The 15047-nt window shown below is 45.7% G+C and carries 7 protein-coding genes and 4 pseudogenes; 7 read left to right on the plus strand and 4 right to left on the minus strand.

Features of this window, described 5'->3' with window-relative positions; all coding sequences use genetic code 11:
- Positions 1-32 precede the first annotated feature (32 nt).
- Positions 33-2028 (plus strand): annotated as a pseudogene (locus ACTJJ1_RS01790) (replication endonuclease); the annotation flags it as partial.
- 279 nt (positions 2029-2307) lie between these two features.
- Positions 2308-2532 (plus strand): hypothetical protein, encoded by a 225-nt coding sequence (locus ACTJJ1_RS01795; protein ID WP_440832135.1) that lies wholly within the window; start codon positions 2308-2310, stop codon positions 2530-2532.
- A gap of 146 nt (positions 2533-2678) precedes the next feature.
- On the opposite strand, the gene dsr1 is transcribed toward ACTJJ1_RS01795, so the two are convergent.
- Positions 2679-6515, minus strand: a complete 3837-nt coding sequence (dsr1, locus tag ACTJJ1_RS01800; RefSeq protein WP_440832137.1) for an anti-phage defense-associated sirtuin Dsr1 — start codon at positions 6513-6515, stop codon at positions 2679-2681.
- A gap of 551 nt (positions 6516-7066) precedes the next feature.
- On the opposite strand from dsr1, the gene ACTJJ1_RS01805 reads away from it, so the two are divergent.
- A complete protein-coding gene (locus ACTJJ1_RS01805) occupies positions 7067-8446 on the plus strand; it encodes a hypothetical protein (protein WP_440832138.1) in 1380 nt (459 codons plus the stop codon).
- Positions 8447-8481: 35 nt separating this feature from the next.
- On the opposite strand, the gene ACTJJ1_RS01810 is transcribed toward ACTJJ1_RS01805, so the two are convergent.
- Positions 8482-9498 (minus strand): phage portal protein, encoded by a 1017-nt coding sequence (locus ACTJJ1_RS01810; protein WP_440832140.1) that lies wholly within the window; start codon positions 9496-9498, stop codon positions 8482-8484.
- Between the two features lie 123 nt (positions 9499-9621).
- Here ACTJJ1_RS01810 and ACTJJ1_RS01815 point away from each other — a divergent pair.
- From ACTJJ1_RS01815 to ACTJJ1_RS01830, 4 genes and pseudogenes are all read left to right on the plus strand, one after another.
- Positions 9622-9735: pseudogene (locus ACTJJ1_RS01815) on the plus strand (phage tail protein); the annotation flags it as partial.
- Positions 9722-10178, plus strand: a pseudogene (locus ACTJJ1_RS01820) (phage virion morphogenesis protein). The pseudogenes ACTJJ1_RS01815 and ACTJJ1_RS01820, both read left to right, overlap by 14 nt.
- Before the next feature lie 34 nt (positions 10179-10212).
- Positions 10213-11535 (plus strand): DUF4062 domain-containing protein, encoded by a 1323-nt coding sequence (locus tag ACTJJ1_RS01825; RefSeq protein ID WP_440832142.1) that lies wholly within the window; start codon positions 10213-10215, stop codon positions 11533-11535.
- Between the two features lie 88 nt (positions 11536-11623).
- Positions 11624-12213, plus strand: a pseudogene (locus ACTJJ1_RS01830) (phage baseplate assembly protein V).
- A gap of 335 nt (positions 12214-12548) precedes the next feature.
- Here ACTJJ1_RS01830 and ACTJJ1_RS01835 read toward each other — a convergent pair.
- Together ACTJJ1_RS01835 and ACTJJ1_RS01840 are read right to left on the minus strand one after the other, a co-directional pair.
- Entirely contained in the window at positions 12549-13583 is a 1035-nt protein-coding gene (locus tag ACTJJ1_RS01835) for a phage integrase (RefSeq protein WP_440832144.1), read from the minus strand.
- Positions 13584-13687: 104 nt separating this feature from the next.
- The gene (locus ACTJJ1_RS01840; protein WP_440832146.1) at positions 13688-15010 is read right to left on the minus strand and encodes a KAP family P-loop NTPase fold protein; all 1323 of its coding nucleotides are present in this window, start codon (positions 15008-15010) and stop codon (positions 13688-13690) included.
- Positions 15011-15047 lie beyond the last annotated feature (37 nt).

Raw genomic sequence — 15047 nt, forward strand, 5'->3', positions numbered from 1 at the left:
TAGGCTATATGGAACTGGGTGAATAGCTCGGGAATAAATGGTTGGTGTTCCAGTTTGAGCGCCGCATCTGGCCCCGTATTGAAGCCGTTAACGCCAAGAATGGAATGAACTTAGCGGCTTCACCTCGCTGGATGGCGGAGATTGATAATTACGCTGGCTTACCGGGTATGGATGACAAAGAGCTGAAACGCCTTGCGGATCGCGTGGCCGGTCAACTGCTGTCTATCTATGAGAGCCGCGTTGAAGAATTCATTAATGCAACGGCGGAGACAATACAGGGCTATTTGAAGACAGCACTCAAGCCTGTTTTTATGGACATACCGCGCCGATGGCTCGCGCCTTCAACATCACACCGATGCACTGGAGCAAATACCGCAAGGGCAAACTTGATGCCCGGGCAGCGATCGCAAGTCTGTCCCGGTTGGTAGATGCGGAATGGTGGGAACGCCAGTTAAAAGCCCAGCGCACGCGCTGGCGCGGGGCGTTGCTGATTGCCGTCGGCAATGTGAACCGTGGGGCGTCGTCCTATGCCAGCAAGCAGGCGATCCGTGATGTGAAAGCACGCCATCAGTCTAACTTTGATTACCTCAACAGCCGCGAGCTGGAGAACGTCGAAACTGGCGAACGATTCAGCCTAATCGATAAGGTAATGGCGAGTATCTCTAACCCTGAGATCCGCCGCATGGAGCTAATGACGATAGTTGCTGGGGTTCAACAGGCTGCCGAGATTAAAGGCGATAAGGGGATGTTTATTACCATCACCACGCCATCCAAATACCATCCGACCCGTACCGTCGGCAAAAACAGCCCGAAGGTGCAGTTTAACCACAATTGGGATGAAGAAGCGTACACGCCAAAAGACGGCCAGCGTTATCTTGTGAACTTGTTTAGCAACATTCGGACGGCGTTTAAAGACAACGGGTTGCAAGTTTACGGCGTGCGCGTTGTCGAGCCGCATCACGATGCAACGCCGCACTGGCATATGATGCTGTTTACCTCCAAAGAGCAGCGCCAGCCGGTGATCGCTATCATGCGGCGTTATGCCATGGCTGAGGATGGCGACGAGCGCGGCGCTGCTAAAAACCGTTTTGACTGTAAGCACCTGAACAAAGGCGGCGCGGCGGGCTATATCGCCAAATACATCGCCAAAAATATCGACGGTTACGCGCTGGATGGCGAGCGTGATCATGAAACCGGCGAGCTGTTGACCGAGACGGCCGCCGCTGTCACCGCGTGGGCTTCCACGTGGTGCATTCCCCAATTTCAATTCATTGGCCTGCCGTCGCGTGGCGCATGGCGTGAATGCCGAAAAATTCGTTCTATCAGTCTGGCCGATGAGTTTGACGACAGCGTGGAAGCGGTACGCGCTGCCGCTGATGCCGGTGATTTTGCCGCCTACATTCTGGCCCAGGGCGGCACTAATGTTTCCCGCGACGATCAGACCGTGCGTGTTGCCCGCAGGGTTGCCGACGAACTCAACGCCTATGACGAAGAAGTCCAGAAAATTGCGGGAATTTATGCCCCGCATATCGGTGCCGATCGAGTTTATGAAACCCGTACGACGCAATGGCGCATTGTCGCTAAGTCCGTTGCCGTTGAGCCTTTGACTTTGAAAAGCGCCTCCGGCGCGCCTCGGAGTCCTGTCAATAACTGTGGGTTGGTCGATAGCAAAGGCGCTACCAATACGCAGATAGTGAGTCTGTAGAGGGCGTGGCGGTGCTGGAGCACCCACCGGAGACACCAATTGACTGGAATGATATGACCGTTACACGGTCTGTTATGAGCCGTATACGGGCTATCCCGCCACAGATAAAGAAATCACAACGCAGTTTTGACCCTTATCAGGTGCTAGATGTGGCACCTTCGGCAAGATTGACCCCGGCTGAACGTAATCGGCTGGGTGGAACCCGGGTAGATTTGGCCCGGCACGATATTGCCGCCCAGCGCTGGGAACTGGAAGCGTTAGCGCGTGGTGCTAAAGTCAAATTTAGTGATATTTCAATGCAGTATGAACCGGTTAATAATTGGTTGCGGAAGCAAAATTTATGGTTAATGCTGTATATGCATACAGTAATTGAGCATCGGAGGAACAGGGTGCATTTACCAGCAGTGGAAGAAATGGTTGTTTTGGAACGTATTGAACTCATCGCCCGTCTGGGGGTTTGCTATGAGAGCCAAGAGAAGGATAAAGACATTGCGTTGATATGGATTTCAGAACTGGCCGAGGAGATGAAGACCAACATCTCCCCGGAAAAAGCAGCAGTGATAAAACAACTCGCGACTATTTCTTGCTCCAGTAGGTGACACATGAAACGAGATTTACACATGACCGGGGCGTTCATAGAAGCACTGAAATCTACCGATAAAAGCCGCTGGATTAAGATGGCAGACTTTATACATGCAGCGACAAAGCAAGGAACGCAGCTAACCCCAGAGGAGGCGAACTACTACATAAAAAGCAAGTCTGGCCACATTTTCAAATTGATTGAAGAGGGCCGTTATCAGCACAATACATACCTTTATCTGTGCTAAAAATTGTATTAACTCAGACTTGATCTGGTATTGCCACAGCACAGAGCTTAACCTAACAGGGCAGCTCTGTGCCAGAAGAGGACGTTGATAAAGCTGCATTGGAACTCTTACTGGCAGTTACGATAGGGTTATTTATCGAACGCCTATCAGGTGCTGTTCCTCCTGTAATAGTCTCTTAGCCGTGAGTATTGTACGTCTTGCTCAAGGTTTGGTGCAGCTTGGATAATGTCATCCAGACAAGTACCAAACTCCTCAGATAACCGCTGGCGTTTCTCACTATCAATTATGTAACCCAGTAGCAATGTTGCTTCGGTAGGAAAGCGCATGCACAGACCCGATTCAAGTAGCCGGTGTACGACATAGTATGGATGTTCAACAGGTATCAGCCAGTCATGTACGTCATCCAAAGCAGAGGGAAATTCGTCGCCAGTAGCAATGATTAGCCGGGCAAGTGAAACGGTTATTTGGGAAGTGATCAGATCCCGGGATTTCGGCCAGATTTTTTGCCACAATGGCCGGACTCGATTTTTCCAATAATCCTCCCTCTTGTCAGCCGCCCCTTCTTGCGCCTGACAGAGTGCCAGAGCACACTTTTCAAGCCCTTCGGGCGGAAGTGCGTTAAAAGCGGCACGAAATTCTTCGGTTGTGTAATCTGCTGTCGGGCCTAATGCTGCGTATGTTAAGAAAGTTGCGTATTGCTGACGATGATCGCCGAGTTCTGTATAGTGGTTTGCACTATCAAGGCATTGAGATTTAAAGGCCGTCATCAATGGCTGGTAAAGGCGAGGTGACCAGAGAAAGCCTTCCCAAACGGACTTCGCCTCAAAGGGATTGTCCCAGTTGAAGAATGGTAAAAGATATTCTTCTGTCCAAGGGCGGTCTACACGGAAAAGTGCAATCAGCTGTGAACTCAGCAACACCCGCCCATGTATAAATCGCTCAATATCAGGATCACACAGTGCACTGAAAATGGACTTGAGATATTCGGGAAGTTGCTCGTTATCATTTGGATCTTGCTTGAACCACAGGTTGACCAGAGTCTGAGTAATATGTCCGACTGGATGATTTATCGCAGCATCGACCGGGCTGTATGATTTAATGCCGTTGCTGACAATATTTGCATCGGTACCAGCTTCGAGTGGTAATGTCAGTATTCTGCGACAGAGTCCGATAAGTATATCTTTGTGGTGGTTTATAACCTTAGAAGCCGTTTCCATCCACCATGCCACACTATGGATAATCTCCTTAAGAACATGATCAGGCATGGTCTGGACAACAGGTGCAACATAATACCACGAGCGTGACACCAGACCATCATCAGCCCAGGTCTGGAGAGCTTCACGCCATTGATCAGTGGGCCAGATATCACTTTTGACCAGATCGCAAAGTGCATACGCACTATGAAATAATCGAGTACGGCAAACATCTCTCCAAGTATCTTCGTACATAGGTCGGTGTTCAGGTTCGGTTTTTTTGAGCCATATGACCAACTCCTTTCGGTTTCGGGGGGCAGGTTCAATGTCTTTGCTGTCCTCATAATCCGGATCGCCTGTCCCGCTCATCCAGTGAGAAAACTCGTCACGCTCGTTGTCAGCCAGCCTCCACGCTGGATACCTGTTGGATAATTCTGTCAGTCGTGCCGTTGCCGCTTCTCCCAGAGCCAGATCAGAGGTTTTTAGTTTAGCCAGATGCAACCAAACAGAATGTTCAGTAATAGATTGCCACCTTCCATCCTCAAGATTATCCTGGTACATCCTGCGTGGTGGCCCTGCAAGGATTGCGGTTTCCAGGTTTTCCTGCGCAAGTCCGCTCAGATGCCTCCCCTGTAACACAAACAACCTGTTGACTTCCCGTTTGGTCTCAACACACCACAGCCACCATGAATCATCGATCAACAACCATTTAACCCATTCTTCGGAAGAGATGCAGCCATCATGGCTGGCAGCAAAGAGAGCCAGTCGCTTGAAGGTAGGATAAGGGAGTTCAATCCATCCTTGCGCAATGATTGCCGCGCGTGGGATGTCATTAGCCCGAACTGCGAGCCATGAATCTCGCAGCAACGCAATCAAACTAACCCAGTCATGAAATCCCCGGTTCTGCCAGTGTGGGATTATGGATGGAAGATCCCAGTATGAACGATCTCTAAACTCATCAGCCTCACCCAGTTCATGCAACAGATCCAGCGCATCCCGTAAAAGCTGTTGAAAATCGTTCAGCAGGATAGGTAAAACTGTGTTCCAGTTGCCTTTAGCTTCTTCGTCCAGAGTGGAGTACACATGGTCTGCGGCGAGTACCAGTTCCCAGTCGACTAAGTGTCTGATGCTAAGTGGTTCATCAGTATCACTTACGCCGTAATCCCAGCGAATGGGCTTTCTCAATAAAATCTTTGGAGAAAGTAATTCGCGCAATTTCAAACGCATTGTAGTGGTTAAGCCGTCTCTTTTAAGCCGACTAAACCAGCTATAGAGATCAGAATTATGTCCCGTTGATTTTAGCCGCTCACTGAGTAGAAGGTTCCATAAGGTACACATATGGGGGCCAGGAACAGCCTTAGGGGCATTTAAACGGATTTCATCCAGTTCAGCGACATTCCCGTTTAGCTTCAGAGTAGCAAGACTGTCTAATTTTTGCTGAATCAGCCACATACAGCGTTCATGGAGTTGTCCTCCTCGCTCTGCTATCCAGATAATCAGTCGGGGATCGTCCAGATGGCGTGTCAGCCAATGGGAAATGTGAGTCATCACGTCATCCCAGTGACTATCGGTCGAGCCCCATGAGGCCAGACACATATATGGTGCGCGTGTGTAAGAAGCGGGGCGTCGGACCAGACTAAAACGAAGCTTCGTATCCACCTCTTCTTGAGGAGAGACACCAAACCGGGCTAAATCTTCATGCCCAAATGTCTCAAGACTGAATGTCTCTAGTAACCAGTCCAGTGAAGGAACGGGATCGAAATCAGCGAAGCGTTTCGCGGGTAATCCTGATTTATCCGATAATGCCCACAGCATCCGCCCGACAAAATTGTCCTGCCTCGTCGTATCCTGTGGCCGTGCGGGAGCATGTTTGACAACTATCGCTTCTTTTCCCTGGACCCCATCACGGTATGTATCTGCCCAAGCATGCAGGGTTTTATGTAAGGCAGAATGGTCTCTGCTACCGGCCGGAACATTATAGAGAACAGGGGTAACACCTTTAGCCCCCCATTCATTGGCTTTTTGCTCTTCCTGTCCAGGTTCGCAATCACCCAGAGCCCAGGCCTGCGGGGTAATTTCACCCAGCATACGGTCAGCCGCTAATGCATCCATCATGTAGCGCAATACAGGGTCGTTGATACTGTACCCCACAAAACAAACCACATAGTTACGGAACAACTCACTTACAAAACGAGCAGCCCAGCGTTCAGTCAGGTATGCTAGTCCGAAATCGCCACTGGTAACAACCAGCCGGTTCAGGGCTGTATCATCCGGCCTATCAGGTATCAGTCCATGCAAAAAGACCAATCCATCCCATCGGCTATTTTTGGGAATAGGTAACATAGGGGATGAATATTCGTGGAAGGTCTGACGAGTACGTTTGGCGGCTACGTGAAAAATACGGTCAAAGTTTGTCGTGACCAACCTTAGTGACCCTTCACGATTACGTGCCAAACGTAACAGCGCTGCCTGAGTATCTACGGCACCTTTGATGCGGGTGTTTGGTTTCAGTGCACTCACAAGTGCGTGACGAACGGCAAGTCTCTGACCGGGCAAACGACGTTCAAGAAGATCTAATGTGGCATCATACTGCCCCCGATCCAAAACAGCTTGTTCAAGTTCCGAAGGTTTTGTTCCATTCCGTTGGTAAATTTCCTTAACCAACCCTTCAAAGCCCGGCAGACGCGCAGGATATGAGATGCCTGCGCCGCAGAAAAATACCACTCGACCTTCCTCATGAGCCTGCAAAAGAGACTCAGGAATGTCAGGGCCGTTTGTTATAAATTGCATTCCTTATGCTCCTAACTCGCTCTGCCTTGCACTCTAATCGAAAAATTCTTTGAAACCTTATGCAGGCTGATGCAACAAAAGTAAACAATATACATAATTGATGAGGCAGGATCTTCACTGGTCATCGATCCTCTGATCTGTTTCCCATTGATTAATACAAGACGACGTTAGTTATGCCTTAGAAGCTTCCGTTCCTCGCCCAGAGCGGATTGTCAGATTTGATTGTGCGCTGCCAGAAAATGCTGCTGGCTCAAGTCTGAGCTAAAAAACCTATGCATGCATTAGATGCATGAATTCGCGTGATGATCCGGTGTGAATTTTACCCCTACGGCTCCAGCGCTGGCGCGGCTCGCGCCGGATCATGCAAATGCATTAAAAGCGACACATGAAGCGGGCAGGCGAGGCGGGGATAGCATTGCGCGCTCATGCTTATGATGTTAGGTTAATTATGCATTGACCCCAATCAAATGAAAGAAAGTAAATTATTTCAAAGCAATTGGTTAGCAAGAAAATTATTTTCGAATTTTGAGACCTATGAGAGATGAGTAAGAATGGACGATAATATTATCCAGTTAAAGGCAGTACTGATTGAACTCCATGATAAAATAAATAATTTAGGTATTGGCTCTGATCCATTCATAAACAAAGGTGCCTACACGCATCCATCTTTTGGCGTTGATGATGTTTTAAGTATGATAACTGGGATGTCTGCTGAGCTAGATAAATTGACAAAATATGTTCCTGACTCAGAAGACCTGCTTAGCATTCAGAAAACAATTTCGATGATAAGTAACGCTGATCAAACAATTGCCCATATAAATCATGGAAATGCTTCGGTTTCTAGTCCGGCTTTATTCAGCTTGATGTCGATGTTAATGCTTGTGAAGTTTAACATAAGTACTTTCTTTTCATTTAAAAAATTAAATGATAGATCTCTTGTTCCAAAAAACATAATAACTCGACTTGAGTTGTATAAATCGAATTTGGAAAAAATCTCATCTGACAATTCTGATATAGAAAACAAAATAAGATTAATCAACGAAGCGTATGATGCTGCTGAAAGTTTGCCTACAACTCTAAATATGCTTAAAGATGCAAATTCAGAGTTGATGGAGATAAAGGAAAAATCCATAGAGATAATAGATGAGGTTAAATCAAAACATGAGGATATAAATCAATTTCATAAGGATTGTGCCAAAAGTGATTATCAGATTGAATCCTTACTAGGAAAGAGTAAACAAGAAGCCAGTGATTACATGTCAGCTTTGAAATCACAAGCTCAAGATTACATAGATAAATGTGAAGAAGCATTTAGAACCACTACGTCGAAAGGTTTAGCCGGAGCCTTTGAAGATAAAGCTAAAAAACTAAATATGAGTATTCGTTATTGGGTTGGCGGGCTTGTAGGTGCACTAGTTTTTGCTTCCATTGTCGGATACTTTAGGCTTGAGTTACTAAGTAACTATTTTTCCGATCCCAATGCTTCCACATTCAAAATGACTGTGCAAATCGTTATGTCACTTATGAGTGTAGGGGCTCCATTATGGTTCGCATGGCTGGCGACAAAGCAGATTGGGCAACGATTTAGATTGGCTGAGGATTATGAGTTTAAAGCGTCAGTATCTAAAGCGTATGAAGGGTATAGACGAGAAGCTATTCAATTAGATGACAACTTTTCACAAAGATTATTTGGAAATGCACTGACTCGTTTAGAAGAGGCTCCACTCAGATTTATAGATGAACCATCGCATTCTTCACCTATAATGGAAATGTTAGCATCGGAAAATTTCAAGAAATTTATAAGCGAGAATTCAGATGTTGCAGATGCAATGTTGAGTAAGGTTGGGTTGAAGCGGAGCGGAAAAGTAAAAAAAGAAGATGAGGCTAAGCCAAAAGATTTATCATTGACAACAAGTTCTGATAGCGAGTGATTTTATGCGCGGTTTTCCGCGCATAAAAAATAAAATCAAAAACTATATGAGTTAAATCTAATTATATCATTCCCTAGCCAAGTATTTATCTCTTTTATTCTTTCTTGGAGAGGGATCAACTCATTTCGTACAAATACTTGACTAGCCTTTTCAACATCCCCAAACCCCCCAGTATTATTCGGTATAATCCCCATCATCTGAGGCGGTACGCGGTGAGCACTTAGCAAATCGTCCCGAGTAGCATTCTTGATGTTGCAAAAATCATCTTTGGTGGCGACCTCACTCAGCGGCAAGATTTTTATGCCATCGGGTTTACCGTTCGGTGCATACATAAACAAATTGCGGAAGTTACCCAGCCCCTTTGTATCTCGCATGGCTTGGCGCATCCTGTCGACGTCGCTGGTGCTCTGTGCCGCGTCGGTCATATACAGGATGTAACCGGCATGTGCACCGTTCTGGTAATACTTGCGGCGGAACAATGTCGCCGCTTCATTCAGCCACGCAGAATTCAAGGCGCTCAGGTACTCCGGCAGGCCGTACAGCTCTTGATTGATATCCGGTTCAATCAAGTGAAACACGCTTCCCGGCGCAAATTGGTGAGGTTCTTTCCAGTCTTGTACAAACCAATATGTATCTGGTTTAACACCCCGGCGGGTATATTTTGCCGGTGAGCATTGCAGGCAAAGCGGTTCGCCAAGTTGGTTTTTCCTTACCTCTAAAAAGGCATTACCAAACACCAGATAATCCAGCGCGTAACGGCTAAATTCCTGCTGACTCAGCATGGGGTGCGGGATAAACGTAGAGGCCAAAATGTTGCGCTTAACGAACATCGGTGAGCTGTGGTGAACGGCGGCCCGCACGCTGCGCGCCAGCCCGTCGAACGAGATCGGCGGCTCGTACCATTTGCCGTTACCGGTGCATTCGATGTAATCCAGAATTTCCCGCTTATCCAACACCGGTGAAGGCTCTCCAAAGGAGAACGCCTCAAAGTCTTGCCTCTGAGTAGCGGGAGCAGGGGAGGTGAGTGCCTTTCGGCCTTTGCGCTTACTCATTCCATACCCTGCCATTGGTGGCGATCTAGTTCGCGGAATTTGCCCCCGGCGACCATAGGCGGCGCGATCACTGCGCACCCGGCGCTGTCAACCGAGCGTGTGGTGGTTAAAGAATAAGGCTGCGGCACACTGCACGTTAAGCACCTGCCTGAACCTCCGTTGCTGGAAAACGTCACACGGCCAATACAGCTCTATGTTCATGGCGAGTTAGTGAGCGAATGGCATGAACGAGTTTAACCTCTTTGACGCCCGCCTAGCCGAACTGATCGCCAAGCTGTCGCTGCAATCGCGCAAGTCGTTGGCTGTCGCCGTGTCCAAACGGTTACGCGCCGGTCTGCAGCAGAACATCAAGCGCCAGCAAGCTCCGGACGACACTCCCTACGTAGTGCGCAAAGAATCGTTGCGCAGCAAAAGCGCCTGCGCGATCGGGCGATGTTTAGCAAGTTGCGCACCGCCCGTTACATGAAAACCAAGGGGAGCAACGAAGATGCCGTGGTGGAGTTTGTCGGACGTGTGCGACGAATGGTTAACATGCACCATTATATGGCCTGCGTGACCGGCCAACGCTGCACAGTGATCCAGTGAAATATGAGGAACGTCCGTTACTGAGATTTTCTTCAGATGATATATCAAACATTGAAAAGGAAATTGTTGCATTCATAATTGATGGCGGTTATTAAGTATCTTACTTAAGATAACCGCTAGAGTGATGCTATGGATGATAGAAAATATCAAGTCTTTGTTAGTTCTACATATAGAGACTTGCATGAGGCTAGAAAAAAAGTCATTGAAGCCATATTAAGTATTTATCATTTTCCTGTTGGAATGGAGATGTTCAGTGCTGATGACTCTGAGCAGTGGGAGATAATAAAGGAAACAATCGATGCTAGTGATTATTACGTGGTTATTATTGGCCATCGTTATGGGGTGGTAACTAAAGATAATATTAGCTATACAGAAAGGGAGTATAGATATGCAAAAGAAATAGGAGTTCCTATTTTAGCATTCATTCGATCAAGAAAAATAGCACTAACTGATGATGAAAGGGAAAACGATCCGGAAATACAAAATAAACTTAATGATTTCATTTCGTTGGCACAGGAAAGTAAAATGTGCGATTTTTGGGAAACACCTGATGAGTTAGTAACGAAGGTCGCAATTGCTCTTCCGAAAATATTCAAAAGAACCCCGAGAGTTGGTTGGGTTAGAGGCAGTGAAGCGATTTCAAAAGAAATATCTCAAGAGCTTGCTGAGTTAAGTAATGAAAACAGAAAGCTAAGAGAGAAGGTTTTAGCTTTAGAGATGGATAAAAATCAAAATGTTCCAGAATTAATTATTAGCCTGTCTGAAAGTGAGTCGTTGATACTAACCACTTCATCAAATTATGAACAGATAAAAATTCCTAATAGGTTGCAGTATACAGATATACCTATGGATTGCATTGGTTCTGTTAGTCACGATGAAATTGATCGATATAATGAAAAGTTACCATCTTATGAGGATGTTGAAAAATATAGAGAGGCATCTATCTTTTATCATAGACTAACTAATGATAGTTTAAAATTAACGCCAAGAATAAGAAATATAGGCAGGGTTAGTGCATCAAATGTTCGCGTGGAAATGATTTTCCCTGACTTTGTTGTGCCATTAGAGACATATGACGCTAGTCGGGTTTCAGAGCCTGAAAATATATTTCCGGCAAATCCCATCGTGATAAAACGGACACTTTCAGGAATCAGAGGTTTTCTTGGTGGGGCTACATCATCAATTTATAATAATGCTGGGTTTGATAAGGTAAATAAATCAATCCTTTCTGCTGCACTTCAACTCCCTGTTTCATCTGTTAATTCGTGGATAGATATAAAAGATTCAGTAGCAGAGTTTTTTAGAAGCAAAGTAATGCATACAAAAAGTGCAGAGTGTGACTCCTTTATTCTTGTTCCTATAAATAAAGGTGAAGGAATTGTTAGGATCAATATTATCTGTGAAGAATACAAAGAACAGACGACTTTTGAAGTGCCGATTTCTGTAAAGTAGAGTTCGTCGAAACTAGTCTTCAGTTGTACCTCTGATCGCCCAACTGCCTTACGTTGCCGCCGCCCACACCGGGCGGCATCCTTTCAGCATGAAAAATCAATCCGACATTCAACGCCTGCTGCACAACCTGATCCGCATTGGCACCGTGAACGCCGTCGACCTTGAGCGCGGTCTTTGCCGTGTCGATACCGGCGGCAACCTTACCGACTGGCTGAATTGACTAACCTGCCGCGCCGGGCGTACCTGCTCATGGTCGGTTCCATCCGTCGGTGAGCAGGTTTTGGTGTTTGCGCGAGTTGGATACCACCTTTGTGCTGCCGGGGTTTTTTCCGATGACTTCCTGGCCCCGTCGGCCTCGGCTGATGCCATTCATATCACTTTCCCTGACGATGCCGTGATTGAGTACGAGCCTAAAGTTGGTGCGATGAGCGTGACCGGGAATAAAACGGCCAACATACAGGCGTCCGAGTCGATCACAGCCCGTACCAAAGTGGTTGGTCAAGGTTGACAAAATCATCCTCGATGCGTTTGAAGTGAGCTGCACCAGCAAGCTCACCACCGGCATGCTGGAAGTGCAGCACGATGGCCGGCAGCATTGAGCATAGCGGCTGCTCGTTCTCATCCAACGGCGTTGTCGTTGATAAGCACACCCGCGGCAACACGGATAAACCGACATGAACAGTGTTCGATACCTTGACATGAGCCGTGATATCCAACGGCAGATTGTATCACCGGTTAAAATTGATATTGCTCCACCACACCCAACAAGGAGCAATCAGGGATCACTTTGGATTTAACAAGAAGCCTGCGTAAGCAGGTTTTTTTGTGTCCCGCAAAATGGCTGTCGCCATCAGCGAAACAGGGCCGTGCCGGAGGGCCCGTTTTGTAAGGGCGGAAGGTTATAGACAACAAAAAACCCGATTTCCTTACTACAATAATAAAATCAATAAGTTAGTTGATTTATAAAGAGTTTTTATATTGATTAGGGGTGAGGAAATACGGTGATTGCCAACCTATGCCGCCACTTTGTCGCCACTTGGCATCGTCGCCAATGGGTTGAATTGCAGGGCCGTTTCGAGGTGCTCAGGAGCAAGGTGAGCATAGCGCATTGTCATCTTGATATCATGGTGGCCGAGGATGCGTTGCAGCACTAGAATGTTACCGCCAGACATCATAAAGTGCGCCGCAAAGGTATGGCGTAACACATGGGTAAGCTGACCTTTGGGCAACAGAATGTTGGTGCTCTCAAGTGCAGTCATAAAGCGGAAATAGCATTCGCTGAACAGTCGACCATCACCCCGTGCTTTCAACTTCTTGTACAGTGCTTTGCTGATCGGAACGCTGCGGTTCTTTTTGCCCTTGGTGCGGATGAATGTGATTTTATGCGGTGTTATCTGTGATCGGGTGAGATTTTCTGCTTCTCGCCAGCGTGCGCCGGTGCTGAGACACACCTCGACTACAAGAGGTAAATCAGAATCGCTTCTGCTGCAGGCTGCTAGCAGCTCTGTGATTTGTGCATGGGTCAGCCACGCCATTTCCTTCTCGGCAACAGTGAACTTGCGCATGTTCTCCAACGGATTGGGCTGGTTCCATTCGCCTAACCGGGCTAGTTCGCTGAACATACCACTTAGATAGCTTTGTTCAAGATTGACGGTTACGGGTTCAGCACCGTTCTTCCACTTTTCGGAAAAGTAGATCTCGCCAGACAAACGTTTATCGCGGTAATGCGCAAAGTCTTTAGCTGTGAAGGTGGTAGCAGTGGGATCGCCTAGGGCTTCGATTATCATGCCTAATTTCTTGTAGGTGCGTTCGCCAGCAGTAAGGGATTGGCCGTGCAGGTTATACCAAAGCTTGGCGACTTCGCTCAGCTTACGGCGATCAATTGCTTCACCTAACCACGGCTTGGTATCTACTTGCTCTGTAGTGAAGCGCTCATATGCGACTGCCTCACCTTTTGTCGCAAACTGCTTACGTACCCTGCGGCCATCACGACCTGCAGGGTAGAACTCACATAACCACTTACCGGATGATTGTTTCCGAACTGCCATTGTGACCCCTCTTGAAATTGAGGGGTATTTAACTGTATACAATTACAGTGGTCAATGTTTGTTTTCATAACAATAAACATACAAATACTTAAATAGGGAATGATTTATTTCATTTGGAGAGTATCGATTACTCTGACTAGTATTTGGTATATGCTATCAGGATAATATGTCGTATTAAATAAGTTGTTCACATACTCATTCCACCTACCTTTTATTTCTTGAGTTGGAGATGGTTCACTTCCAGATTCTTGTGCCATTGCATGTAGCAATACGTGTAGATATCCAGGATAACCGTTGGTACCATAATTAATACGGCTTACATTAAGAGCCTTAAGCATAGTTTCTTTATCGAAACTATCGAGAGACATTTTTATTGCGATTTCTTTTTCAAAACAATAGATGAATATCCCTAAAATGTAAATAAATTTATAAACTTGAGCAGTCTCTTTTGTCATAGGATTTGATGATATCTTTTGATAGATTTCTATATACCTAGCTAAAGTTTCAACTTCTCTCAAAGATAGCCTTTTAGACTCTATAAGAGAGCTGATAAATATTGATTCTTGTCTTTCAATTATTGCCAGAGATTTAGATTTCGATGCTGTGATAGACCAGTGATGAGATGATAAAAGTTCATTGTTATAATCATCTGGCTTGAAATATTCTGGTAAAGTAAGGGTGAATTTGACAAATTTATCTAGATAACGCTTGGCATCAACGGAGTGACCATATATATGATGAATGGATGCTTCTAATTGTCTGGTGTTGGTTACCAGAATAAAGTGAACATTTTCAACATCAAAAACATGTTTTATATTCTCAAGTATGGATATGGCAAAACTGGGTTTACATCTATCTAATTCGTCAATAAAAATAGCTATTGGTGTTTCTTTAGATATCTCCATCAATGCTTCTTTTAAGGCTTTAATGTTTTTCTCAGACTCAATGTGATCTTCTAATAAAGCTTCAATGGTACCATCTATTGCTGCATTACTTGAGTCTTTAACTGCCTCTTGAAAATCCTCAGCTAGTTGGTCAGTATTTTGTTTTAATACCCAATTTGCACCAGCTTTTAGCGTGGTTTTTAAACCAAATCTTAAAGCGGGTAATGCTTTGTAAATTAAAGATGAACGTTCTTCTTGTGGAAGTAAGGTTGCGATGGCGGCAAGAAGTGTCAATATGGGTGCATCAGTATGGTCTTCATTAAACGCATCAATGTAGACAACTTTATAATCTTTTTTCTCTTCATTAAGTAAATTTATTAATTTATAACAAAATTCACTTTTACCAGTCCCCCAACCACCGTCAATTATCATCGGGGATGTATCAATTTCCGAAGTGATTAATGTTATTATTTTATTGGCAATGTCGCTTCTTTTATATTCATCTCTGTCATTGAAAGTTATTTTATTTGTATATCGTTCCATTTCTTTCCTTAATATCTTAGAGTTGTTTTATTTGGTT

This window comes from Serratia sp. 22264 (genome assembly GCF_052045345.1).
GTDB lineage: Bacteria > Pseudomonadota > Gammaproteobacteria > Enterobacterales > Enterobacteriaceae > Serratia > Serratia plymuthica.